Annotated in this window: 18 protein-coding genes; 11 read left to right on the forward strand and 7 right to left on the reverse strand. The window is 42.7% G+C overall.

Features of this window, described 5'->3' with window-relative positions; translation table 11 throughout:
* Positions 1 to 293: 293 nt before the first annotated feature.
* Entirely contained in the window at positions 294 to 1,304 is a 1,011-nt protein-coding gene (locus LZG71_RS11945; protein WP_233820694.1) for a ribonucleoside-diphosphate reductase small subunit, read from the reverse strand.
* 266 nt (positions 1,305 to 1,570) lie between these two features.
* Here LZG71_RS11945 and LZG71_RS11950 point away from each other — a divergent pair, with 266 nt between their 5' ends.
* Complete coding sequence (locus LZG71_RS11950; RefSeq protein WP_233820696.1) at positions 1,571 to 2,518, forward strand: glycosyltransferase family 2 protein; 948 nt, start codon at positions 1,571 to 1,573, stop codon at positions 2,516 to 2,518.
* A 61-nt stretch (positions 2,519 to 2,579) separates the two neighbouring features.
* A complete protein-coding gene (locus LZG71_RS11955; RefSeq protein ID WP_233820698.1) occupies positions 2,580 to 3,464 on the forward strand; it encodes a glycosyltransferase family 2 protein in 885 nt (294 codons plus the stop codon).
* Between the two features lie 8 nt (positions 3,465 to 3,472).
* Here LZG71_RS11955 and LZG71_RS11960 read toward each other — a convergent pair whose 3' ends face one another.
* Complete coding sequence (locus LZG71_RS11960; RefSeq protein ID WP_233820700.1) at positions 3,473 to 4,027, reverse strand: GNAT family N-acetyltransferase; 555 nt, start codon at positions 4,025 to 4,027, stop codon at positions 3,473 to 3,475.
* Positions 4,028 to 4,064: 37 nt separating this feature from the next.
* A complete protein-coding gene (gene corA, locus LZG71_RS11965; RefSeq protein WP_233820702.1) occupies positions 4,065 to 5,009 on the reverse strand; it encodes a magnesium/cobalt transporter CorA in 945 nt (314 codons plus the stop codon).
* Between the two features lie 190 nt (positions 5,010 to 5,199).
* On the opposite strand from corA, the gene LZG71_RS11970 reads away from it, so the two are divergent.
* The 4 genes from LZG71_RS11970 (at position 5,200) to LZG71_RS11985 (ending at position 7,722) form a co-directional block, all read left to right on the forward strand.
* Positions 5,200 to 6,387, forward strand: coding sequence for an MFS transporter (locus LZG71_RS11970; RefSeq protein WP_233820704.1), 1,188 nt, complete (start codon positions 5,200 to 5,202; stop codon positions 6,385 to 6,387).
* Positions 6,377 to 6,982 (forward strand): YigZ family protein, encoded by a 606-nt coding sequence (locus LZG71_RS11975; protein WP_233820706.1) that lies wholly within the window; start codon positions 6,377 to 6,379, stop codon positions 6,980 to 6,982. The genes LZG71_RS11970 and LZG71_RS11975 overlap by 11 nt, the downstream gene beginning before the upstream one ends.
* A gap of 121 nt (positions 6,983 to 7,103) precedes the next feature.
* Entirely contained in the window at positions 7,104 to 7,331 is a 228-nt protein-coding gene (locus LZG71_RS11980) for a hypothetical protein (RefSeq protein ID WP_233820708.1), read from the forward strand.
* Positions 7,318 to 7,722 (forward strand): PIN domain-containing protein, encoded by a 405-nt coding sequence (locus tag LZG71_RS11985; protein ID WP_233820709.1) that lies wholly within the window; start codon positions 7,318 to 7,320, stop codon positions 7,720 to 7,722. The genes LZG71_RS11980 and LZG71_RS11985 overlap by 14 nt, the downstream gene beginning before the upstream one ends.
* A gap of 22 nt (positions 7,723 to 7,744) precedes the next feature.
* Here LZG71_RS11985 and LZG71_RS11990 read toward each other — a convergent pair whose 3' ends face one another.
* A complete protein-coding gene (locus tag LZG71_RS11990; protein ID WP_233820710.1) occupies positions 7,745 to 7,909 on the reverse strand; it encodes a hypothetical protein in 165 nt (54 codons plus the stop codon).
* A 542-nt stretch (positions 7,910 to 8,451) separates the two neighbouring features.
* Between LZG71_RS11990 and LZG71_RS11995 the strand changes: the two genes are divergently transcribed.
* From LZG71_RS11995 to LZG71_RS12010, 4 genes are all read left to right on the forward strand, one after another.
* Positions 8,452 to 11,646 carry a SusC/RagA family TonB-linked outer membrane protein gene (locus LZG71_RS11995; RefSeq protein WP_233820711.1) on the forward strand — a complete coding sequence of 1,065 codons (3,195 nt, stop codon included), beginning with the start codon at positions 8,452 to 8,454 and terminating at the stop codon, positions 11,644 to 11,646.
* A gap of 26 nt (positions 11,647 to 11,672) precedes the next feature.
* Positions 11,673 to 13,310 (forward strand): RagB/SusD family nutrient uptake outer membrane protein, encoded by a 1,638-nt coding sequence (locus LZG71_RS12000; protein WP_233820712.1) that lies wholly within the window; start codon positions 11,673 to 11,675, stop codon positions 13,308 to 13,310.
* A gap of 115 nt (positions 13,311 to 13,425) precedes the next feature.
* Entirely contained in the window at positions 13,426 to 14,886 is a 1,461-nt protein-coding gene (locus tag LZG71_RS12005; RefSeq protein ID WP_233820713.1) for an amidohydrolase, read from the forward strand.
* Positions 14,887 to 15,167: 281 nt separating this feature from the next.
* A complete protein-coding gene (locus LZG71_RS12010; RefSeq protein ID WP_233820714.1) occupies positions 15,168 to 15,803 on the forward strand; it encodes a hypothetical protein in 636 nt (211 codons plus the stop codon).
* An 84-nt stretch (positions 15,804 to 15,887) separates the two neighbouring features.
* Here the strand turns inward: LZG71_RS12010 and LZG71_RS12015 are convergent, their stop codons facing one another.
* A complete protein-coding gene (locus LZG71_RS12015) occupies positions 15,888 to 17,651 on the reverse strand; it encodes a RagB/SusD family nutrient uptake outer membrane protein (RefSeq protein ID WP_233820715.1) in 1,764 nt (587 codons plus the stop codon).
* A gap of 33 nt (positions 17,652 to 17,684) precedes the next feature.
* Positions 17,685 to 20,948 (reverse strand): TonB-dependent receptor, encoded by a 3,264-nt coding sequence (locus LZG71_RS12020; protein ID WP_233820717.1) that lies wholly within the window; start codon positions 20,946 to 20,948, stop codon positions 17,685 to 17,687.
* 306 nt (positions 20,949 to 21,254) lie between these two features.
* Here LZG71_RS12020 and uvrA point away from each other — a divergent pair, with 306 nt between their 5' ends.
* Complete coding sequence (gene uvrA / locus LZG71_RS12025) at positions 21,255 to 24,116, forward strand: excinuclease ABC subunit UvrA (protein WP_233820719.1); 2,862 nt, start codon at positions 21,255 to 21,257, stop codon at positions 24,114 to 24,116.
* Positions 24,117 to 24,235: 119 nt separating this feature from the next.
* Here the strand turns inward: uvrA and LZG71_RS12030 are convergent, their stop codons facing one another.
* Positions 24,236 to 24,835 carry a thymidine kinase gene (locus LZG71_RS12030; RefSeq protein WP_233820721.1) on the reverse strand — a complete coding sequence of 200 codons (600 nt, stop codon included), beginning with the start codon at positions 24,833 to 24,835 and terminating at the stop codon, positions 24,236 to 24,238.
* Between the last annotated feature and the right edge of the window lie 102 nt (positions 24,836 to 24,937).

Consider the following 24,937-nt stretch of genomic DNA (forward strand, 5'->3'; position numbering starts at 1 on the left):
AGGTAGGATTAGTGCAGGTACGCATTGATTGATGAGTTTGCTCTATTATGTTGAGCGGAGCCTAAACGCTCTAAGAGCACTTCGACTCCGCTACCATTGACGCTTTTTGTAAGTTATTGATTTATAGTATATTGTAATTGGTCGCTCGCACTTCGATAAGCTCAGTGTGACAAGCATTTTGGGCGTCACTTATATTGTTTTTTTATGAAATAAAATTCACCCTTAGTGTGACACAACACTTATAGCGTAAATTGGATCTTTATCTACAAATGGATTTCCCTCGGTGCAAAAGATCAAAAATCAGAATCAAACGATATTTTGTGTCCTGAATCTTTGTCTTTTACGCCGCTCATTACACCTGCTTTCTGATATTCTCCTACCCGTTTTTCGAAGAAATTTGTTTTTCCCGGCAGAGAGATCAACTCCATAAAGTCAAAAGGATTGGCAGAATTGAACTGTTTAGGGCAGCCAAGTCTTTCCAACCAGAAATCGGCAATGTATTCGATGTATTGATTCATCAATTCAGCATTCATTCCGATTAGAGAAACGGGCAATGCATCTGTAACAAATTCCTGCTCTATTCTTACAGCGTCCAGCATGATCTCAATCACACGTTCCTGTGGCAGTTGATTCACAATGTGCTGAGTGTACAACAAACAGGCAAATTCGCAGTGCAGACCTTCATCACGGGATATAAGTTCGTTTGAGAAGGAAAGTCCTGGCATTAACCCGCGTTTTTTCAACCAGAAAATAGAGCAGAATGATCCTGAGAAGAAGATGCCTTCCACGGCTGCAAATGCAATAATCCTTTCTGCAAAAACTGGACTATTGATCCATTTGAGTGCCCAGTCTGCTTTTTTCTGTACACATGGAATAGTATCAATCGCGCGTAGCAAATGATCTTTTTCGGCAGGATCTTTGATGTAGGTGTCTATCAGCAGCGAATAAGTTTCCGAATGGATATTTTCCATAGCGATCTGGAATCCGTAAAAACATTTGGCTTCGGCATACTGCACTTCGCTTAGGAAGTTAACTGCCAGGTTTTCGTTCACAATACCATCGGAAGCGGCAAAGAAAGCCAGTACGTGAGAGATAAAATGACGCTCACCATCATTAAGATTTTCCCAGTCTTTCTGGTCCTGGGAAAGATCAATTTCCTCGGCGGTCCAGAACGACGCTTCATGTCGTTTGTACATTTCCCATATATCCGAATGTTTGATAGGAAACAATACAAAACGCAACGGGTCTTCTATCAGCAAAGGTTCGGGTAACGATCCCTGCTGTTTCGTAAGTTCTTGTGACATAATTAGTTTTATTATTTACTTAAAGATCTGATTTTGCAAAATGATGGTCAACCCGGTTCGTTCGGGCAGTTTTGAGGGAAAACAAATCTACATGCTTTGCTTTACAATCTCAAATGGAAATGAATCATAATTGAAATGTTGTTTACATAATGCATTAACTTTGACCAACAAGATTTCCGCCATTAATGCGAGTGGATTTTACAGGCGTTTCCATTGATAAACAGGGGAGTTTAGCTCTCCAAACGATAACCATTTCTGAGTAATAAATGATTTCATCCCAAGGTTTATCCGATCCTTTTCCGCTGGTTTCCATTGTGATGGCGACATACAACGGCGAGCGATTTTTGAGGGAACAGCTGGACAGTCTGATAAATCAAACGTATCCTAATACGGAAATTGTGATTGTTGATGATGCATCAACTGACGGTACAATTGCGATACTGGAAGAATACGTTCTTAGCTATAAAAGTATAAGACTGCATAAATCAGAAAAAAACCTGGGATATATCAAAAACTTTGAAAAAGGGATATTGCTTTGTGAAGGCGAATACATCGCTCTTAGCGATCAGGACGATATCTGGCTTCCCGAGAAAATCAGTAAGCTAATGGCTACCCGTCAAGATTATCCATTGATTTATTGTAATTCTGAACTGATTAATGCCGAAGGGCAAAGTCTTGGAATAAAACTCACAGATATTAAAAATCTGGTTGATTTTTGGAGTCCTGTTAATTACGTTATTGGCGGCACAGCTTCCGGTCACGCAATGTTGGTTAAAAAGTCTGTGATTCATCAGAGCCTTCCTTTACCTCTGTTGGTGACGCACGATTATTGGATTGGATTCGTAGCTACCTTTTCGGGCAAGCTGAAATTTGTGGATGAGGTACTGGTTTTGTACCGCCAGCATGGAGGAAATGTGGTGGGTGTTACGGCAGGAGCTGCCAAAGCAACCAAACACAGAAAATCGAAAGAAGAACGCAGTGAAATCGCCAGAAAGAGGATCCGGATGATGTATGAAAAATGTCCCGAAGATTTGAAGGAGGCAAAAAAAGTTTTCCATTCATTGGTTAAAAGCTACCAGAATTTTTCTCTGCTTAATAACTTTACACGAATGATGCTTTTCTTTAAGTATAGAAAAGAAATTACTGCCTATAAAAAGCGCACGGAGTGGCGCAGATGGGTATTTTGTTTAAAAATGTTTTTTAAGATAGCTTAATCTCAACTTTACACGAGGCAAAAGCGTAAGTTCAATATCGATAATTGAGATAGCCAGAAAGATGATCCAAGAAAAAGTAACAGTACCTAAGTCATGTGAAAATACGGCCTTTCTGTTTTCGATATTGATACCATCGTGGAACAACCTTCCGTATCTGAAGTTGTGCGTTGAAAGTATCAGGAAAAATTCCTGTTACCGGCATCAGCTCATCGTTCATGTGAATGAGGGGATTGACGGGTCACTGGATTGGGTAAAGTCGCAGGAAGATGTGGATTATTCGTTCAGTAAAAGCAATGTTGGTGTGTGTTACGCACTCAACACGGCGGCAACATTGGCTGTAACAGATTATATTCTTTATCTCAACGACGATATGTATGTCTGCCCCAACTGGGACAAGGATCTTTATGAGGAAATCAAAACCATTGGACACAATCATTTCTTTATCTCAGGCACATCCATTGAAGCCTATCCGCAAAGTGCCTGTTCTATAAAAGGTGATTTTGGAAAGGATATCCAGTCTTTTCAGGAAGATAAACTGCTGGCCGAATACGACAAACTTCCAATGAAGGACTGGCAGGGAGCGACCTGGCCGCCCAATGTTGTGCATAAAGATGTTTGGGATACAGTAGGAGGTTATAGCATAGAGTTTTCTCCCGGTATGTATTCCGACCCTGATTTTTCCATGAAACTGTGGAAAATGGGAATCCGGCTCTTTAAGGGTGTAAGCAAAAGCCGGGTTTATCACTTTGGGTCTACGTCGGTAAAGCGGGTAAAAAAGAATAATGGTTATTATACTTTTATAAATAAGTGGGGACTTACCTCAGGGACTTTTTCGCGATATTATCTTAAAAGAGGAAAGTTATACGACGGGCCACTGATTGAACTTGATATTCCATTTCCTATCAAAATCAAAAATCTTGTGAAGCGAATTCGCGGGACTTTCTGATCAAAGCTTTACTCCCGGAAATTCCAGGCCACCACATTCCAGTCGTCCACATGATCGAGGTGGTTATAGATTGTCTGAAATCCCACGCGCTCATGGGCACGCTGTGATCGGGCGTTGGACGTTGATATTTCGGTAATACATAAATCAAAATTTGGGCTGTATATCTCCTTATGTGTTTGATATAATCCGTCAAAAATGCCCTGTCCGCGAAACTTTTCTCCAACGCAAATCTGCCCCATTACATAGTAACGTTGGTTGGACAACTTCTCACCGTTTAAAGTTATTCCTTCTATCACGTCAAACATAGGTTGCAGATCGGAGATGAGTTTTCCAAGACCCGGTAGCATGGCCAACGCAAAAGCAACTATTTCACCCTCGTACCGTGCTACAATCTGCGGGGTATTCTGCTTCATCAGCAGGAGCTCGTCTAACGAATGATTAACGGTCAAAAATCCCTGGTCTTTTTTTGCCTGATCTGAAATCTGACTTTTCAGATTCAATTTTTGTAATGCCAGGATCTCCTGCAAATCGTTGATTGTCTCTGCAATTCCAAACTTAACCATATGATTTTTAACAGGCATAATTATGAGCGAAATGTGATTAAATCCACCTCTTTCTACGGAAAAACCAAAGCACCACCAACGAAGAAAATACCATCAGTAACAAAGATCCCCAGAAACCCCATGGCTCTCCGGTGGAGGGAATGTGAGCGTAATTCATACCAAAAATTCCGGCGATCAGTGTAGGCGGCATGAAGATGATGGTTACCACGGTAAAAATCTTAATTACCTGACTCTGTTCCAGGTTGATAAGACCCATAAATGTGTTTTGGAGGTATTCCAGCCTCTCAAAATTGAAGGTGGTATATTCAAGCAGTGAGCTGATGTCTTTCAGGATTATTCTCAAATGTTCTTTTCTGTCCTCAGGAAAATACTGGCTTCGTAAGATGCCCGAAAGTACGCGTTGTTTGTCAATACTGGTTTCCCTCAGCATCATGGTAATTTCCTGCAAGCCACTGATCCGGATCAGTACTTCCTGTCTCGCTTTTTGTTCGTGGCTGAGATCCTTACTTATAGCCGATATATCCCTCGAAATTGCTTCCAGTGAATCTGCATCGGCTTCAATTCTGGTTTCGAGTAGCAATAGCATGAAGTCGACTCCGGTTTGAAAAGTATCGGGGCTTACCTTCATTTTTTTTACAGCATCGGCAAATGTTTTGGAATCTCCCCGCCGGTAGGTAAACAGAATATTTTTGTTCAGTATAAATGAAACAGGGTACGTTTCATATCCGTTCTGATCTACTTTCAGAAAGTTGGAGTTGGCGTTGATGGTATTATCCTGTTCAAAGAAACGGGAGCTGCTCTCAATTTCAACGATTTCCTGAGGAGTCTGAAAACTGATGTCACATTTGTTTTCAACCCATTCTTCTTCTTCCGCTGTCGGAGATTGGAGATCAACCCAGACCAGGTTTTTAACCTTGCCTAGTTCCCTGATGTCATTTTCACGTTTGATTAAACGCCCCTCTTTGTAAAAAATACGTACCATGTTTTAAAATTAGGAGAAAAGAAGGGTTTCACGTAAAGGAGTAAGGAAAAAGTTTCACGGGGCGCCCGCCGCGCAAAGTTTTGAAGATTTCATGCAAAGAGCGCAGAGAATTGTTTCAAATACGTTACTAATCTTTGCGTTCTCCTTTTTTATCTTTCCTACTTTGCGTGAAACACCTTAATTTTGCTCAATGCAAAGCACCAATTCTAAGGGTATCTTCACCACACAATTCTGGCTACTCGGTCTCAGTTCGTTTCTGTTTTCTTCCAGTTTCAATATGCTTATTCCCGAGCTCCCCGGTTATTTGTCGGACATGGGTGGGGAAGATTATAAGGGTTACATCATTGGTTTGTTCACACTTACTGCCGGGCTTTCCCGACCATTTAGCGGCCGACTTACGGATAGAATCGGACGGGTGCCTGTGATGGCCGTTGGATCCATTGTTTGTTTCGTTTGCGGCTTTTTATATCCGGTATTTGTAACGGTGCTGCCCTTTTTACTTTTAAGATTGGTGCACGGCTTTTCAACAGGATTTAAACCAACCGGAACAGCGGCGTACGTGGCGGACATTATTCCAGCCGACAGGCGGGGAGAAGCCATGGGTATACATGGTATGTGTATGGGCGTTGGGTCAGCGTTTGGTCCTGCTGTGGGCAGTATGATCAGCGGCGCTTTTTCACTGAACGTGCTATTTTACACATCTTCACTCTTTGCACTTTTATCTATTCTCATTCTTTTCAATATGAAAGAGACTCTAAAAGAAAAAGAACCACTTTCGTGGAGTGCATTTAAACTTGGGTGGCGGGATATATTTGAACCTGATGTACTCAATCCTGCACTTATCACTTTCCTTGCCTATTTCAGTTTTGGAGCTATTGCAACGCTTGCTCCCGATTTTAGCGGATATCTTGGTCTGGAAAACCGTGGTATCTATTTCATGGTATTTACACTTTTTTCCATTCTGATCCGGCTGGCAGCAGGTAAAATATCAGATAAACACGGACGAATTCCGGTCACCATCGCCGGTTGTTCTGTGTTGATCATATCCATGCTGGTGACGGGCTATGCCGAAACAGCGACTATGTTTTTAGCGGGAGGTGCGTTTTTTGGTGTCGCTATGGGAATACTTTCGCCGGTTCTATCTGCCTGGACGGTCGATCTCAGCGCCGATCACAACCGTGGACGTGCATTGGCAACCATGTACATTTCTCTGGAAGCGGGAATTGGGCTTGGCGCATTTTTATCTGCCGCTCTTTTTGCAAATCAACGTCAGAATCTTCCGCTGGTATTCTTGTGTATGGCAGGCTTTGCTGCGGCTGCACTGATCTATTCCCTTTATTTGAAACAATATAAAAAACGTCCTGGCCGTGTTATTTGACGATAGTTACAAAACCATTGCTGATCCGGCAGAAGGTTTTTTTAAAGATAAAGGAAGTAAATTCATCTCCTACGCATACCCGGTTCGCACAGAAAACGAAGTCAAGGTTCATCTTGCCAGTCTGCGGGAATTACATCCCAAAGCGGTGCATCATTGTTATGCCTATCGCTTCGGCCTCGACCGCATGACATACCGGATGAGCGATGATGGCGAACCATCGGGGACTGCCGGCAGACCAATTCTGAACACACTTTATTCCAGAGAAATTACCAATATACTGGTTGTCGTTGTTCGCTACTTTGGCGGAACTCTACTCGGCGTTCCCGGACTTATCAACGCTTATAAAACGGCTACCGAAAGTGTGCTGGATGAGGCCACGGTTGTTACCAGCCACCTCTTTGATCGTTATGAAATACGCTTTTCTTACATTCAAATGAATGATGTTATGCGAATCGTGAAAGAAATGGAACTGCCTGTGAGCGAACAAACATTTGAAATGGAATGTCGGATGGTGGTGGAAGTGAGGACTACGCTGACGGAGCGCTTTGTGACTCGATGTGAGAAAATTGAAGGGTTGAGTTTGCAGATTTTGTAAGTGCAACACATTGTTGCTGATAAAATGGTATTTAAGAGCGATGGGAATTTTTCTTATAGTTTCGTAACTTCGTTTTACTTTACGCAGTAATAATGTGGTATCAAATAAACTGATTAGCAGCATGTTTACGAAAATAATTATTCCGAACTCTTCCTCAGTAACGATACAACTGCCAGAAAGCTTTGTTGGTGAAGAAGTGATGCTTATCGCTATGGTTGAGAAAAAGGAGAAAAAAACAGACACTGTGGGTAGCAAAGCAGGAGTAATAAAAAAAAGGTATTCCGTGTATCCGCGAGTGAATCTAAATAATTTCTCTTTTGATCGTGATGAAGCCAATGATTTCAGCTAACTGCTTTCTTGACTCAAATGTTATTCTGTATTTATTTGATGAAGAAGGAAGAAAAAGGGAAAAAGCAGAGAGTTTGGTTTCATCTGTTCCCTATATAAACTCTCAGGTTCTTGTTGAGGTAGGTAACATCTGCAAGCGTAAATTTGGCTACTCAAAGTCGGATATTACAAATATTTGGTCTGACCTGTTGATGGACTGTATTTGTGTGGATATTGGTGACGCTACAATGAAATATGCCATTGAATTAATAAAGCGATATGATTTTCAGCTCTTCGATTCTATAATTGTAGCGTCTGCATTGGAAATGAAATGTGTCACACTGTTTTCCGAAGATATGCAGGATGGAATGGTGATTGATGAGGTACTCACTATTGTGAATCCTTTTATCTAGTATCAATCGCAGATATTCAACCTCAATCATTATCCTTCAACATCCTCACAAAGTCATCTTCGTAATCTTTAAGGGCTTTGAGAAGCTCCTGTAATTCAGTATGCTCAGCACTGCCTTTCTTTGCTGCAAAAATTTCATCTGCACGTTCTGACCCCCTCTCGTATTCTGTTTCGTTTTGGATTTTCATTGTTGTTCTCGTTTGCTGACACAAACCTAATAAATGAGGTTGATAAGTGCCAGTTTTATAGAATATCTCTTCCCGCTTCTTCGGCCTTTGATGACCTTAGTCCGCTCTGTCATGATTTTTTGCCCCCATCAAATGAACTACTCACGATTAATTGCAGCTGATTTAAATTCAAATTTTCAATTTATGCCTCTTGTAACGCTCTCAGAATCTTTACATTGTGGTTCTTGTTTCACGTTGTCTTTAAATATTTTTTTGTCGTAAAAGAATGTATTTGTAGGATATTTTCCTGAAAATATCGGATTGTTAAAAAGTGACAATTGGTTACTTGTAAAACATAATTAGGACTGATAATAGAATTTTCAGGATAATGAATGAAATGGATTAAAAAAGTACAATAAAAACAAAATTAAATATTGATTTTATTAATAATTAAAAATTAAAATTTTGATAAATAACAAAAATGCAAATTTTTGTATTGTGTTTTTGATTGTATACTTTCGATTTATAGTCTTTGTGTTATCCATAACCTAACTGTAAATCAAATGAAGAAAATTTTACCATTGTGCATCGTTTTTCTATGCACGGCCATGTCTCTGGCGTGGGCTCAGGACAGGCAACTGACCGGTAAGGTTACAGCCACCGACGACGGATCGGCATTACCAGGTGTGAACGTAGTTTTAAAGGGAAGCCAGAACGGTACCACCACCAATGCCGACGGCGTATACTCGCTTTCGATTCCTTCCAGTGGTGGAATTGTTGTGTTTTCATTTATTGGTATGCAGACAAAGGAGCTGCCTGTTAGCACAGAATCAGTATTGGATGCGCAACTAAAAACGGATTCACGGCTACTGACAGAGCTTGTAGTAACTGGGGTGGGCGTTGCAACGGATAAAAGAAAACTCGCTATTTCGGTGGAATCAATTGGTTCCAAGGATTTACCACAGGCTCCTTCGGCATCCATTGATCAGGCATTGGTTGGAAAAATTGCCGGCGCGCAGATATCCAGTACCAGCGGTACGCCTGGTGCAGATGTCAACATCGTTCTTCGTGGTATCAACACGCTTAACCGGGGAACCTCGCCCATGATTCTGATCGACGGTATTCAGGTTGGGGCTTCTGGTTTACAAACAATTGATCTAAATTCTATTGACAGGGTTGAGGTTATTCAGGGAGCAGCAGCAGGTACTATTTACGGTGCACAAGGTGCAAATGGGGTAATTCAATTATTCACAAAAAAAGGGAAAGCGGGCAAATTAGCAATTGATTTTTCTTCAAGTATTGCCCAAAATACTTACCTGAACGTAGGTGGATTGAGCAAGGCTAAATATCACGCCTTTGCAACGGATGCCAGTAACAATGTAATCGGGTCATCAGGAAGACCAATCACATTCGATCTTGCAAATGGTGTTTACACTGAAAATGTACAGTATAACTCCACAAACCCTACGATTACAAACAGCAAAGCATACGATCAGAATTTTAAGTACATCGATCATTTCGATTTCTTTTTCAAACCTGCCAATACGATTAATAACAGTGTTTCGATCTCGGGAGGGTCTGCCAAATCAGATTTCAGTATCTCCGCTTCCAACAGCCATCAGGAAAGTAACGTGATCAACAATGGATACTGGGACCGAAGCAACCTGACAGCCAACTTTGGAGCTGAACTTGCCAAAGGACTAACCTTTCGCTCAACTTCCCAGCTGGCTTATACCAAAAGCACCCTGAAAACCAGTGACAGAACAATCGTGTACGGACTTCTTAATGCCTATCCGTTTGCTGATTTTTCATTAAAAACCAATGACGGAACCGTTCCCTACAACCTGAATCAAACGATCGGGATTAATGCTTCTAATCCATTGTACTGGCAGGAATATACCGACAACAACGACAACAAGATCGACATTATTCAGAGTTTTAATCTTAAATACAAGTTTCCAAAGTTTGTCGAAATTGATGCCAAATACGGGCTTAATTACCAAACCCAGGACAGAGAGCTTGAATATGGCAACCAGGCTAACAATGCCAACATCAAATATTGGTTAACGCAAAGCACGGCCAGGTATATTTCGAACTATAACTCGAACAATACCGGAGATCTGACGAAATACGCCAACAGCAAAATTTTCCAGAATTTCCTGGCTAACGCAACCATGTCATTGGATTTTAAGGAAGATTTTGGATGGAGCCTTCCGATCAGGTCCACGACACAAGGTGCTTTCGACTGGCGTAAAAATGTGATTAAAGAATACACCAGTGCGGCACTTGGTTTGCCATCTGCATACGAACCTTACACGGCAGCAAATACTAGTTCATGGAGAGTTTACCGTGATTACGAAGAACCATTTATTACTTATGGTTATCTGGTCAATCAGCGTTTTGAGTACGGTGAATTCGCAGGGATTTCCGGAGGTTTCCGCAGTGATTATTCTTCGGCATTCGGAAGAGGTTCCAAGCCTTTCACTTTTCCCAGAGGAGATGCTTACTTACGTTTATCTGCACTGAATTTCTGGGAGGGAAGTCCTATAAGCGGCATCATTCCTGAAATGAAGATCAGGGCGGCTTACGGGCAGGCAGGTATTCAGCCAAAACCATTTGACCGCTATGTGACGATCACGCCAACGACACTGGGAGCAAACACTGCTTTCTATTACGACTACCGCCAAAGTAACCCGGATCTGGGTGTGGAGGTATCTAAGGAATTCGAAATTGGTACGGATCTGTTGTTTACGCTATTCAAAAGCACACCTTGGTTGAACGATGTTGCTGTTTCCGCTACTTATTGGGATAGAAAAACGGATGACGCCATTTATCCTGTGGATGTTGCACCGTCTATTGGTCTGGGAACATTGATTGATAATGCGTTCTCGCTTGGTTCACATGGTATTCAGCTTTCTCTGGGAACCACCGTTTATAATGGCAGCAATTTTAAATGGAATACCACTGTGAATTTTGGTAAACAAACTTCTGAGATCCTTTCCATACGTGGCAACCAGGAGGTGGTTATTTTATCCAGTGCCGGCAGCACCAACTACGTGTTAAAAGCAGGTGATAAAATCGGTCAGCTTTATGGCTTCAAATCATTGCACAGCCTTACCGACAGAGACCCTAACGGAAATCTGTTCCTCTCAGAAGCTGAGCAGGCCAATTACACCGTGGCAAGCAATGGTTATGTGGTAAACAAAGCAACCAAGCAGCCTTATTTCACTGCAGGGAAATACAGCTTCGGAGATCCGAATCCTAAGTTCAATATGTCGTTCATGAACGATTTTACCTATAAAAACTTCCTGACTTTGTCGATGCAGTGGGATTGGGTTTATAAAAATCACTTGTACAACCAAACCAAGGAATGGATGTATCGCGACGGTATCCACGCCGACTATGCGGAGCCTTTCACGATTGAAGGAGAAACGGGCGCCTGGACGGCCTTTTACCGTGGCGTGTATGCGCAGCGAACTGCCAACGGAACCAAGGATTATTTCTACGAGGATGCCACATTCTTCCGTTTGAGAAATATTGCTTTGGGTATCGATCTGGCCAAAGTGATGAAGATCCCTGCTTTCAAAAGACTTCAGCTGGTACTTTCAGGTCGTAACCTGATCACATTCACGAAATACACTGGTTTCGATCCTGAGATCAGTTCAGGTACTTCCAATTCGGCCTGGGACAGAGGAACGGATCACAGCACGATGCCTAACTTTAGATCGTATCAGGCTACTTTAAATTTCGGGTTTTAGTTTAAATCCTTATCAAACTGATCATTATGAATAAGCTAAAAATATTTCTTTCGGTTTTAATTCTGACAGGGCTCAGCTTTTCCTGTAAAGAATCTCTGGATGTAGAAAATCCGAATCAGCCTTCTTCGGCTGCGATGAAGACAGAATCTGGTATCATTTCTTTCGGATTGGGAATTTATGTTTCCGGTTTTAAGAATATCAAGTTTTATGATGGTGTTCCTGGTTATTTCTGGTCGGGTGCGATAGGAAATCATGAACTGATGGGTGATGTAATCGGAACGGATATTGCCAATATTTTTATCAACCAGATTGGTTGTCCCGATCAGATTACTCTTGATGACGGAACCGTACTGCTCAATCCGAATTCTCCCAACAAACAGTTGGATTTTATCCGTATCACCGCCAATGTGAATTCGACAGGTTATCAGAATTCTACATTTTACGAATGGGGATATATGTATAATCTCAACAACGCCTGCAATACCATTCTTGCCAATGTAGATGCAGTGTCTTTTAGCGGAAATGCAGAGGTGAAAAAGGGAATTTTGAAAGCGTGGGCGCACTGGTGGAAAGGTTATGCTTATTCACGCATTGGGTCGATCTATTACGCCGGACTGATTGTGGATGCAGCCAATGGTGAAAACCTGAACGGAACCAGCAATAAATATGTGACCAAGGAAGCCATGATCACCGAAGCGAACCGTAATCTGGACGAAGCTTCTAAAATTTTGGCAACAATTACTGAAGGTGCTGACTACACAGCCACGCTTCAGGGACTGATCCCGTCTTTCAACCGTGTAGGCAAAGGGGGCGTGCTTACTCCCGCCATGTGGCAGAGAAATATCAATACCCTGAAAGCGAGAAACATCCTGGTAAATACAAAAGCGAGTGAAATGCCGGCAGCCAAATGGGCTGAAATTGCGACGCTGACAACGAACGGTATTTTACCAAATGATTATGTATTTACGGGACGTACCAATACTGATGGTGATTTTCTTGCACCTACCACAGGTAGCGTTTCTGCTAAAACAGCGGGTACATCTACTTACAAAATTACAGAGCGACTTATTCAGGATTTCAAAACAGGCGACCTTCGCTTTACCAATAATTTTAAACAAAGAAAGGATCCTTACATTGGAGAACTGGCCCGTGGCAATTCTTTCTTTACACGCTGGGAGTTAATAGACAGAGGAACCAATCCCGGAGATTCCAAAGTCATCCAGTTTGCCAATCAGAATCCGGGAGGTTATGAACTGTATCTGGCAAGTTCTTATGAAGAAAATGCGCTGATGAAAGCAGAAGCATTGATATACACCGGTGATATCGAAGGCGGACTTGCTTTGGTTGACGCGGTTCGTGCCGCTCAGGGGGCTGGTATTGAGGCTGTTGCAGGTAAAGGGCTTTCTCTTGCAGCTGCCAAGGAAGAATTGCGCAGAGAGCGACGTATTGGCTTATTATTCCGCGCCTTATCTTTCTATGATGCGCGTCGTTGGGGAGTGATTGAAACAGGTCGTACCGGTGCCGTTGCTCTTAGTAAAGAAGGTGTAGTAAATACCAATGCCACCATTAAATACAACTTCCTGGATTATTGGGATGTGCCTGATAATGAAATTACTTACAATGCTCCGGCAGAGGGAAGTGCGCCGGTAAAGAACCCGAAATAGTTAAAGTTTATCTATATTGAAATAAGGAAAAGCAAAAGGACGGAATTACTGTCTTTTTGCTTTTTATCTTCATGTTTGAGTTGTTGCAAATTATCATTTCCTATTGTCACTATTTATGAAAAAAGTCAAACTAACTTTTCTTGCATTACTTCACCTGGTTGTCTTTTCCACTTTTGCACAAGACAAAAAAACAGTTGCTGAACAAAAAGAAGTGATCGAAACACTGGATAAGAAAAAGGAGCATTATGCCGAAATCTCCAAAAAGATATGGGATTTGGCGGAAGTGGGTTATCAGGAATATAAAAGCTCGGAGATTCTTCAGGAAGAATTGAAAAAGGAAGGATTTGCCGTTGAAAAAGGTGTGGCGGGCATCCCGACTGCATTTGTGGCAACCTATGGAAGCGGTAAACCTGTGATCAGTATCCTTGCCGAATTTGATGCACTTCCCGGTATGGCGCAAGAGACGGTTTCGGAACGGAAAGTGATAGAAGGACAAAAGGCTGGCCATGCTTGTGGTCATCATTTGTTTGGTGCCGGTTCGTCAGCAGCAGCTATTGCGGTGAAAGACTGGCTTAAAAAAGGTGGCAAAACCGGTACGATCAAACTCATGGGATGCCCTGCCGAAGAGGGTGGTTCGGGGAAAGTGTACATGGTAAGAGAAGGTGTTTTTAAAGATTCTGACGTTGTGCTACACTGGCATCCTGCTGATCGCAACGGAGCCAATCCATCGAGTTCGCTAGCCAATGTTTCGGGAAAATTCAGGTTCACAGGTATTGCCGCACATGCAGCTGGTGCTCCCGAACGCGGGCGTTCTGCTTTGGATGGTGTGGAGGCAATGAACAACATGGTGAACATGATGCGCGAGCACGTACCTCAGGAAACAAGAATACATTATGTGATTACCAGAGGTGGTGAAGCACCAAATGTCGTTCCGGCTTTTGCGGAAGTGTATTATTATGCGAGACATCCAAGCAGAGAAATCGTACGCGATGTATGGAGCAGAATTAACAAAGCGGCAGAAGGTGCTGCATTGGGGACGGGAACAAAGGTTGAACTGGAAGTTACCGGCGGGGCTTATGATATTTTACCTATTGAGTCTCTTGCAAAAGCCATGTACAAAAATCTGGAAATGGTAGGAGGGGTGAAATACTCTCCGGAAGAGATCGCATTTGCAGAAAAACTGATCCCGTCGCTCACTGCACCGGGCAAAACAAGTCCGTTGTATTCGGAAGCAGAAAAAGTAGCACAGTTTTCTACAAAACTGGAAAGTATGGGCGGATCTACGGACGTGGGAGATGTGAGCTGGGCAGTGCCAACCGTAGGACTTGCCGCCGCAACCTGGGTTCCGGGCACACCTGCACACAGCTGGCAGGCAGTAGCAGCAGGTGGTATGACAATCGGTCCGAAGGGTATGATGGTTGCCGCCAAAACACTGGCACTTACCGCAATTGATTTGTTCAAAGATCCCGCACTTATCAAAACCGCACAAGCCGATTTTCTTAAAGCGAGAGGAGAAAATTTTAAATACGAAGCCATGGTAGGGGATCGTAAACCAGCCCTGGACTACAGAAAATAATCCATCCCGTAAAAAATACCAAAAGCCAAAGCTGATCGATTCATGACAGCTTTGGCTTTTTTATGTATTCAGGGTGACAAACAATTGAAATTCAGGTAGTAGTACTCACATAAATGAGGTAGATGTACTCTAAAAAATCAGACAGACATAGAATAGTTTTGTTTTACACTAAAACATACATTTTTATGAAATCCTTCTGCCAATTTTCAATCATTATTCTGGTGAGTTTGTTTGCATTTTCCTGTAGAACCACAAGCATATTAAAAACAAACTTCAATACAATGTCAATTGGATCTACACCTGCACATGATCTTCCGGGTGATCCATCTGGTGACAGAGTTGATTTTAATGAAGCACTGGCTCCCGGTCTGAAAATTCGTGAGTGGAACACTTCCGGAACAAAAGGTTTGGAGTATTCTTATGTGAATACAGGAAGTTTATCGGGACATCGTACCTGGTTATCTTTCAGAGGAATCTCGACCAATTTTGCTCAGACAATCTGGTACATTTATAGTGCGAAATACAGCACAGTTTATGGAGGAGATATACTGACAGACCTAACGGATGGTGCCGGGACTCCCATTGCCAGAATGAGAATTTCCGCATCGGGTTCAGTGAGCCTGATAAGTGGTGACTGGATTACGGCTCGTGTAATTGGCAATATTCCTCCCGGAGCAGTTCATTCGGTTATATTCACAGTTAATATTTCCCAATCCAAATATAATTTATTGATTATGTCACCCGGGAGGGAAGCTATTCAGGTTACAAATGAGCCAATGATGGCATCCAATCCGCTGGATTTTCACAATCCGGCCAACCCGTCCATCAGTTTTCAGTTGGGTGAAGGCAGTGGACAGGATAGTAAATACACCATTGAAAGCATTGCCATTACAAGGAATGATCCTTCGAAGAAATAAACAGAGATAAAATTATAAAGTTCGTAAAACAGAAAACCGGCCCAATGACCGGTTTTTCTGTTTACTAATTATAGGGGTGCGTTGTTAATATCCTGGATTCTGTGTTAAGGTTGGTTTTCCATCCAATTGGCTGTTCAGGATTTCGTCCTGAGGTATTGGGTAATAGCTATTTTTAGCAGTGAATGTCTTTCCTGCCATATAACCTCTCTTACTGAATGTACGTCCTGATGGCTCTTTTCCGGCAACCGCTTCTTCGGCCGCATATTTGTTCAGAACTTTTTCAGCAATTCCCCAACGAACAAGATCGAAGAAACGGTGACCTTCCATCGCAAATTCAAGACGTTGCTCCATACGAACGGCATTTCTTGCAAAATCCGCACCCTTGGTTGCAAAGGTTCCTGCGGGATACGGTTCTACCACGTACTTAACTGATGCGTCTTGTACCGAACCTGTTTTTGCACGATTGCGAATCTGGTTCACAAGGCTTTCTGCAACAGCAAGGTTTCCAAGTTCCGTTTCGCATTCTGCCAACCACAATATAACGTGCGAAAGCTTGATCATACGGAAGTTGTTGTTCACGTTACGTCTGCTGGTTGAGTGGGTTGTACTGTTTTCTTCACCAACATAATACATCCATTTTTTGCCTGTGAATGGTCCTGCATAAGCCTGATCACGGATCCAGGTAGCACCTGGCATTGGACCCCAATCCAAAAAGTTAACACCACGACGACCAACAGTCCAGTCAAGGCGAGGATCTACCGGAATGGTTTTGTCCAAAGTAAATGCGGTCGCTGCCGGTATTCCCTGGTCATTAGGAAGATCCACTTTGTTGTAAGTATCTGCCGTACCGTCTGCGGCATTGCCAATCATCGGCAGACCATTTTCAGTTTTAAAAGCATTTACAAGATTGTGTGAAGCCTGGTAAAATCCGCAGCAACCACGTCCCGGAGCTCCGGCAGAATACGGCCAGTTCAGGTTATCTCCCGCATTACCATTGTTTCCGTTTGTACCATCATTTACCGAAAACTGTACTTCAAAAATTGATTCAGTATTGTTATTTCCGGTAGTACGGTAGTTGTCATGATAGTTAGCAACCAGTTTTTTACCAGAGTTTGTCAACACATCGTCAAGCAACGTTTTTGCTTGTGGCCATTTTTTCTGGAACAAATATGTTTTGGCAAGAAAAGATTTTGCAGCCCATTGCGTAGCTCTTCCCTTTTGAGACTGTACACCTGGTAAAGTTTTAGCTGCGAAATCGAAGTCAGCTTCAATTTTGCCCCAGATGTCTTCTGTATTAGGTATTTTGGTAGAATTCGGATCAGACGATTTGTAAATAACTTCGTCAATGTAAGGAATCTTATTCCACATTTTCTTTGCTTCAAAATGGAAGAAACCTCTCAGAAAACGAGCCTCGGCTGTAACCTGAAGGATTTCCTCTTTGGTCATATCCTTAATCAAATTGCTGTTTGCAATCTGAATCACTTCGTTACATCTTGCAACACCATCATATTGATGCCACCATTTTCCAAGAAAATAAGTGTTGTCCGATAGCCAGTTGTATTGCTCAATAAACGATTGCTCTGGCTGGTCACCTGCATCGGTTCCTTTCACTGCATCATCGCTGGCAATTCCGCCGAAAACGTAGTTGGAAACCGTTGACTGGCGGCCTGTATTGCCCGATCCAACGCCATCCACAAGAGAATAGGCACCAATCAACAGGGCATTTACACCATTTTTATTACTTAATTGTTCGACCGAAGCCCGCCCTTGCGGTTTCAGATCAAAAAAGCTGTCGGAGCAGGAAAAACTCAGTCCGGTCAGCAGTAGGATGATAGCTATTTTTTTCATTGTATTTATGAAATTTCGTTATTGTCAGAGAAATTAGAAACCAAAACGTACACCAACAAGGTAGGATTTTGAAACAGGATATGCACCTTCATCAACACCTAGGTGTTTATCTTCGTTGTTGTTACCAGATCTTCTCAGGTTGATATCCGGATCAAGACCTGTGTATTTGGTAAACGTGAACATGTTCTGGCCTTGAATGTACACCTGCGCGGAAGCGATTTTGATCTTCTTCAAAAGTGTCGGCGGAATCGTGTAAGTCAGCTGAACATTTTTGACACGGAAATAAGAACCATCTTCGAGGAAGTAAGAAGATACCTGCTGGCTGGTAGCATCACCGGAGTTCAGTCTTGGGAGTTTTGCGTCATCACCCGGTTGTTTCCAGGAGTTATACAACATGTCTTTGGACCTGTTACCCTGGAACACGTTGAAATCTGTCCAGTATCTGGTGTAGTTGAATATCTCATTTCCATATACACCTTGCCCGAACAATGCCAGGTCAAATGCCTTGTATCCTACATTGATATTCACACCATAGTTAAAGTCTGGATGCGGGCTTCCGATAATCGTTCTGTCAGCAGCGGTGATAATTCCATCTCCGTTCATGTCTCTGAATTTGAATACACCTTCACGGGTATATGATCCAAACTTTGGAGCCGCTGCTGCTTCCGCCGCATCTTTAATTACACCATCCACAAAGTAACCATAGTAACTCGCAATAGGGTAGTCTTTTTTACTTGCCGACATTGCCGGAAGGCGGGTAGCAAATCCAAAAATGGTTGAGTTCGGGTCATTGTTCAACTTTTCAACATTGTTTTTATAATGACCAAAATTTACACCCACTGCATAGTAGAAATCACCTTTTCTGTCACGGTAGTTTACACCGATATCAAAACCCTTGTTTGTAACCTCTCCGATGTTGGTGTAGGGAATTGTACCGGTACCTGCTGTACGAGGCATCGCAATTTGCGTAAGCATATCAGTAGTTTTACGGCTGTACAAATCAAGTACAACTTCAAGCTTACTCTTTAACAAAACAGCGTCAATACCGATGTTTGTGGAAGTATTCGTTTCCCATTTACCATTGGCATTACCAAACTGAACAAGGTCAAACCCGCCAACAATCGAAGTTCCGGTACCATTGGCGTCGTATCCGTTATTTAAAGGATCAGCTGCATAAAGTGTATAGGCGTTATATACGTTTGGAATCAGCTGATTTCCTGTTTTACCCCATCCAAAACGTAATTTCAGGTCGTCCAATACTCTTTTGGTTGGTTTCATGAAATTTAGTTCAGAGATACGCATACCCACAGAAAATGCAGGGAAAATACCGTAACGGTTTGCTTCAGAGAAACGAGATGAACCATCGCGACGAAGGGTGAAGTCAGCTAAGAGCAGATCCTTGTAACCGTAGTTAATTTTACCAAATTGAGAGAACAAAGCAGTCCTGATTGCTCCTGCACCAGCGTTGGCCAAACCAGCCGCCGAACCTGCATCCAGATAACGATAGTCAATATCATCAAATGCAAAACCACTTCTGCTTGCCTGAAATGCCGCTTCGTAAGTTTTAACAGCTTCTGTTCCGATAAGGAAATTGAAATTGTGAGTTCCTCCAAAGATTTTAGCGTAGTTTAAAGTGTTGAACCATGTGAAAGAGCGATCCAGATTATTGATCACGTTCAAGCTGTTTGCGTTTCTTGCCTCAGCAGCTTCAATGTCTCTGTGGAAATACTCTGAACGGTTCGTCTGATTGTATTCCAAGCCAAAGCTAGACCGTCCTGTTAATCCGGGTAAGATGTCAATGTTCACATAGGCATTACCAAAAAGGTGTGTTCCTTTTGTGATGTTATCCTTTTCACGATACAGCCTGGCTAATGGATTGGGAGCGTTACCAAGGTTACTTCCTCGACTTCCTGCAAATCCATTGAAGTCAGATAGGTTTTCACCACCTAGTTCTTTAGGACCACCAGTAACATCAAAAACCGGAATGATCGGATGCACACGGATAGCAAACATGATCGGGTTACTCTCATCGTTGTTTGTGATTCCTTGTCTCTCATCGTACGAGAATGTAAGGTTCTCACCAACAGTTACTTTTCCTTTGGTAAATTCAGTGTTGGCACGGATGGAATAACGCTTGTAGTTCGTGTATCTCAAAATACCATCTTGCTTGAAATAGTTGGCAGAAATGGCATATTTCGCGGTATTAGATCCTCCGGAAGCACCTATTTGGTAGCTTGAAATGGGCGCCGGGTCAAAAATTACATCCTGCCAGTCGGTACCTTCCTTGTTTGCTTTTGTTGTGTTAAAAGCTGTTTTTCCAAGGTTTGGATCTGCGATGTCGTTGGTATAGGTGTAATTCGCTGGAAGTTCTCCAAACACGTTTGGATAAATGTAATCTGCAATGGTCTGATTCCCTTTGTCATCAAATTTGTATTGAGCAGAGGGCGAAGTAACTGATGGATTTTTGCCTGCTCCTAAATCAGATTGATAAAGATATTCTCCTAGCTCTTTTGTGTTTAGTAAATCCAGCATTTTGCCGGGACGTTGTGTACCTGTGTAAAAATCGAAAGTAATGCTGGGTGCGCCTGGTTTCCCTTTTTTGGTTGTGATGATTACAACACCATTCGCAGCCCGAGCACCATAAATAGAAGCGGCAGATGCGTCTTTTAGTACTTGCATGGATTCAATGTCGGCGGGGTTGATCTGGTTCAGTGTTCCTTGTGTAGGCACACCGTCAACCACGTACAAAGGACTGTTGTTATTGATAGATCCAAATCCCCTCACACGTACCATGGTACCTCCTCCCGGAGAGTTATCATTTCCCACAGTTACACCGGCGGCACGTCCCTGAAGCATTTGAGTAACACTGGCCGCAGGAACTGCGGTAAGTTCTTTTGCACTGATTACCGTTACAGCTCCGGTGATGTCCTGCTTGCGCTGAGAAGCATATCCGGTAACAACCACCTCGGTCAGCGCTTTAACGTCATCCGCAAGGCTCACGTCAATCACAGATTTATTGCCAACAGTAATTTCCTGTTTGATATATCCGATTGAAGAATAAACAAGTGTTGCATTGGCACCGCTGCTTTCGATGGAATACTGACCATCCGCGTCGGTTACAGTTCCTGTGTTGGTGCCTTTTAGTTGCACGTTTACGCCGGGTATACCTGCACCATCAATGGCAGAGGATACCTTTCCACTGACTTTTTTACTTTGTGCAAAAGCCAGGTTACTACTGGTAATTGTCAGTAGTAAAAGCATGGCAGAATAGAACAAGATTCGTAAATTTTCTTTCATACAAGGGGAGTTGAGAGTTAAAATTGAGTTATTTAAAGTCAAAATAATGGCAAAATTTCGGATATATAATATGTTATATGAAAATAATAAGAAATAATATAAATATATAAATGGTTACATAAGTAACCATTTCTCGTTAATGTCCTACTTAGCAAACGTTTGCATGAATACCATTTATCTTGTTTTTGTACCAGTTTTAAAATTCAATTGGGATATAGAATTCCTTCAAAGATTTTTGCAACTCAAGAATTACATTTGTGGTTATTCTATTAACCTCATATTGAAAGAGGTTCAACAACCGATTGGATGGATTTGGAACAAACGAATGATATTAAACTCGCAGGGCAGGATCTGATAGAAGTACAAGGTGCCCGTGAGCATAATTTGAAGAACATAGATGTCAATATTCCGCGTAACAAGCTGGTGGTGGTAACAGGAATCAGCGGTAGCGGGAAGTCTTCGCTGGCTTTTGATACCATTTATGCAGAAGGCCAGCGGCGTTATATGGAGAGCTTTTCTGCCTATGCACGCGGCTTTATTGGCGAAATGGAACGGCCGGATGTGGATAAGATCAGCGGATTATCGCCGGTGATCAGTATTGAACAAAAAACAACTTCAAGGAATCCCCGCTCAACGGTCGGAACGGTTACTGAGATATACGATTTTCTTCGTCTGTTGTACGCACGAGCGGGTGAAGCATATTCTTATGTAACTGGTCGGCGTATGGTAAAGCAATCGCAGGATCAGATTGTTAATCAGTTGATGACGCAGTTTTTGGGACAGAAAACGATATTGCTGGCTCCTGCTGTAAAAGGTAGAAAGGGACATTATCGGGAGTTGTTTGTGCAAATTGCCCGTATGGGATATACGAAGGTTCGAATCGACGGTGAGGTACAGGATATTGTTCCCAAAATGCAGCTGGACCGTTACAAAGTTCATGACATTGAAATTGTAATTGACCGTGTTGTTCCTAAAACGGAAGCCCAGGATCCGCAGTCGCGATATCGCCTGAGCCAGTCGGTTGCAACGGCTATCAAGCAAGGAAAAGGTGCCCTGATGGTTTTGGATGAAAAAGGGGAAACCTATTATTTTTCTCAAAACCTGATGGATCCTGAATCGGGAATAAGCTACGACGATCCTGCTCCGAATGCTTTTTCATTTAACTCACCTTATGGCTGGTGCCCCACCTGCCAAGGTTTGGGTGTGGTCGAAGAAATCACTTTGGAATCGATTATTCCTGATAAATCTTTGAGCATCAGCAAGGGCGGTATTGCTCCGATGGGAGAGTACCGTGAAGCCTGGATTTTCAAACAATTGGAAGTATTGCTCAAACCATTCAAGGTCACGCTTGCTACGCCAATTGAAAAGTTTCCGGAAGAAGCCCTGAAAATGGTTCTCTACGGAAGCGAAGATGCGATACCGGTTCCTTCCAAGAAATACCCCGGAACGGAATGGGAAACCAAGTTTGACGGAATTGTGAATTTTTTGAAACGCCAGCAGGAAACAGGCAACGACAAAATTCAGGATTGGTTGAAGGATTTTATGGTGATTCAGACCTGTCCGGAATGCGAAGGAAAGCGTCTCAGAAAAGAATCGCTGCATTTTAGAATTGATAAAAAAGACATTGCCGAATTATCCAACGTGGATATACGTGAACTGGCCGACTGGCTGGTAGGATTGGAAGACAGACTGGAAGACAGACAAAAGGTTATTGGTCACGAAGTGCTGAAAGAGATCAGAAAAAGAGTTGGTTTCTTGCTTGACGTAGGGCTGGATTATTTGACGCTCAACCGTGCTCTGAGGACACTTTCTGGTGGAGAAGCGCAGCGTATCCGTCTTGCAACACAAATCGGAACACAGCTGACAGGCGTGCTCTACATCATGGATGAGCCGAGTATCGGGCTGCACCAAAGAGACAACGTCCGCCTGATCAATTCCCTTAAAAATTTACGTGATCTGGGAAATACAGTATTGGTAGTGGAGCATGATAAAGATATGATGCTCGCTTCGGATTATATTCTGGACATTGGACCGGGTGCCGGGCGTCATGGAGGTAACGTTGTCGGAGCCGGAACACCAGAGGAGTTTCTCAAAAACGGATCGCTCACTGCCGAATATCTGAGCGGTCGTGAAGCTATTGTTGTTCCCAAAAAACGCAGAAAAGGGAATGGTAATTCTATTTCTTTGAAAGGCTGTACAGGTCATAATCTCAAAAACGTAAACATGACTTTTCCGTTGGGAACCATGATTTGCGTAACGGGGGTGAGTGGAAGCGGTAAGTCATCGCTCATTCACGAAACGCTTTTTCCACTGTTGAATCATCATTTTTATAGATCCAGACGCGAACCGTTGCCGTATAAAAGCATTGAAGGTTTGGAGCATATAGATAAAGTAATTGAAGTGGATCAGTCGCCGATTGGGCGTACACCACGTTCAAATCCAGCAACATATACCAACTTGTTTTCGGATATCCGGACCTTGTTTGCCGAGTTGCCCGAAGCAAAAATCCGCGGTTATAAACCGGGCCGCTTTTCATTTAACGTCAAAGGCGGAAGATGTGAGGATTGCGAAGGTGCGGGCATGAAGAAAATTGAAATGGACTTTTTGCCGGACGTACACGTGAACTGCGAAACCTGCAAAGGGAAACGCTTTAACCGTGAGACGCTGGAAGTGCGTTTTAAGGGTAAATCCGTTGCTGATATCCTGGATATGACGGTGGAAACGGCGTTGGAATTCTTTGAACATTTGCCAAGAATTTTAAGAAAAGTACAGACACTCAATGATGTTGGTTTGGGCTACATTACCCTTGGACAGCACGCAACCACATTGTCGGGAGGTGAGGCGCAACGGGTGAAACTTTCGGAAGAACTTTCCAAAAGAGACACCGGCAAGACGTTATATATTCTGGATGAACCAACAACGGGACTTCACTTTCAGGACATCAGACATTTGCTGAATGTATTGAACAAACTGGTAGAAAAAGGGAATACGGTTTTAATTATAGAACACAATCTGGATGTAATTAAAGTGGCAGATCATGTCATCGATGTCGGTCCGGAAGGTGGTGCGCTCGGCGGTCGCATTATCGCTGAAGGTACTCCTGAAAAGGTATCAAAAGTGAAAGGAAGTTTCACAGGTTATTTCCTGAAAGAAGAGTTGAAGGGATAACAGGTAGCACATCGCTACCAAGATCAGAGAGCCGCAAAGGAATGTTCTATACGAATTCCTCTGCGGCTCTCTTCTTTATACCGATCCTAACTCTGTGTAGCTTTTATCATCATAAAGTTTCATTCCCTTGCTGAAACCTGATCTCCCAGGTTAAAACATCTTCTGCAACGCGCTTCATACGAATCGGTTTCACCCACCAATACCCTTTCTTTCGAAGCGGCAAGCCGGTATGAATGCGAGGCGACCTCACCGCAAACCATACATATTGCATGTACTTTGGTTACGAATTCCGCCATAGCCATCAGGTTTGGCATGCAGGCGAAAGGCTTTCCAAGATAGTCCATATCCAGTCCGGCAACAATCACGCGTTTTCCGGAATTGGCCAGACTATTGATCACTTCTACAATATTTTCATCGAAAAACTGAGCTTCATCTATACCCACCACTTCACAATCTCCTGCCAGTTCAAGGATTTTAGAGGAGTGGTCTACCGGTGTGGAGAGGATATAATTATCGTTGTGAGAAACAATGTTCTCATGATGGTAACGTTGATCCAAAGCAGGTTTAAAAATTTGCGTTTTCTGCTTCGCGATCTTGGCACGGTTGAGTCTTCTGATCAGTTCCTCTGTTTTTCCGGAGAACATAGATCCGCAGATCACTTCCAGCCAGCCGATACGCGGAGTTTGGTTTGCTTTCCTGTTTAATGGTTCGATGAACATCTAATATGGTATAATTGAATAGGCAGTGGTCTGCCGTAACAGCTAATTTTAATATCTTTACAAAGCAAACACATTTTTATTAAACACTTTCGTTAAAAAAGA

The organism is Dyadobacter sp. CY312, from assembly GCF_021390535.1.
Taxonomy (GTDB): Bacteria; Bacteroidota; Bacteroidia; order Cytophagales; family Spirosomataceae; genus Dyadobacter.

What these genes read in the sequence shown, in the direction of transcription:
- LZG71_RS11955 (WP_233820698.1), top strand. Translation starts at nt 2,580, where the DNA reads ATGATCCAAGAAAAAGTAACAGTACCTAAGTCATGTGAAAATACGGCC.
- LZG71_RS11980 (WP_233820708.1), top strand. Translation starts at nt 7,104, where the DNA reads ATGTTTACGAAAATAATTATTCCGAACTCTTCCTCAGTAACGATACAA.
- LZG71_RS12005 (WP_233820713.1), top strand. Translation starts at nt 13,426, where the DNA reads ATGAAAAAAGTCAAACTAACTTTTCTTGCATTACTTCACCTGGTTGTC.
- LZG71_RS11985 (WP_233820709.1), top strand. Translation starts at nt 7,318, where the DNA reads ATGATTTCAGCTAACTGCTTTCTTGACTCAAATGTTATTCTGTATTTA.
- LZG71_RS11970 (WP_233820704.1), top strand. Translation starts at nt 5,200, where the DNA reads ATGCAAAGCACCAATTCTAAGGGTATCTTCACCACACAATTCTGGCTA.
- LZG71_RS12020 (WP_233820717.1), bottom strand. Translation starts at nt 20,948, where the DNA reads ATGAAAGAAAATTTACGAATCTTGTTCTATTCTGCCATGCTTTTACTA.
- LZG71_RS12010 (WP_233820714.1), top strand. Translation starts at nt 15,168, where the DNA reads ATGTCAATTGGATCTACACCTGCACATGATCTTCCGGGTGATCCATCT.
- LZG71_RS12030 (WP_233820721.1), bottom strand. Translation starts at nt 24,835, where the DNA reads ATGTTCATCGAACCATTAAACAGGAAAGCAAACCAAACTCCGCGTATC.
- LZG71_RS12000 (WP_233820712.1), top strand. Translation starts at nt 11,673, where the DNA reads ATGAATAAGCTAAAAATATTTCTTTCGGTTTTAATTCTGACAGGGCTC.
- LZG71_RS12015 (WP_233820715.1), bottom strand. Translation starts at nt 17,651, where the DNA reads ATGAAAAAAATAGCTATCATCCTACTGCTGACCGGACTGAGTTTTTCC.
- corA (WP_233820702.1), bottom strand. Translation starts at nt 5,009, where the DNA reads ATGGTACGTATTTTTTACAAAGAGGGGCGTTTAATCAAACGTGAAAAT.
- LZG71_RS11995 (WP_233820711.1), top strand. Translation starts at nt 8,452, where the DNA reads ATGAAGAAAATTTTACCATTGTGCATCGTTTTTCTATGCACGGCCATG.
- LZG71_RS11960 (WP_233820700.1), bottom strand. Translation starts at nt 4,027, where the DNA reads ATGGTTAAGTTTGGAATTGCAGAGACAATCAACGATTTGCAGGAGATC.
- LZG71_RS11950 (WP_233820696.1), top strand. Translation starts at nt 1,571, where the DNA reads ATGATTTCATCCCAAGGTTTATCCGATCCTTTTCCGCTGGTTTCCATT.
- uvrA (WP_233820719.1), top strand. Translation starts at nt 21,255, where the DNA reads ATGGATTTGGAACAAACGAATGATATTAAACTCGCAGGGCAGGATCTG.
- LZG71_RS11945 (WP_233820694.1), bottom strand. Translation starts at nt 1,304, where the DNA reads ATGTCACAAGAACTTACGAAACAGCAGGGATCGTTACCCGAACCTTTG.
- LZG71_RS11990 (WP_233820710.1), bottom strand. Translation starts at nt 7,909, where the DNA reads ATGAAAATCCAAAACGAAACAGAATACGAGAGGGGGTCAGAACGTGCA.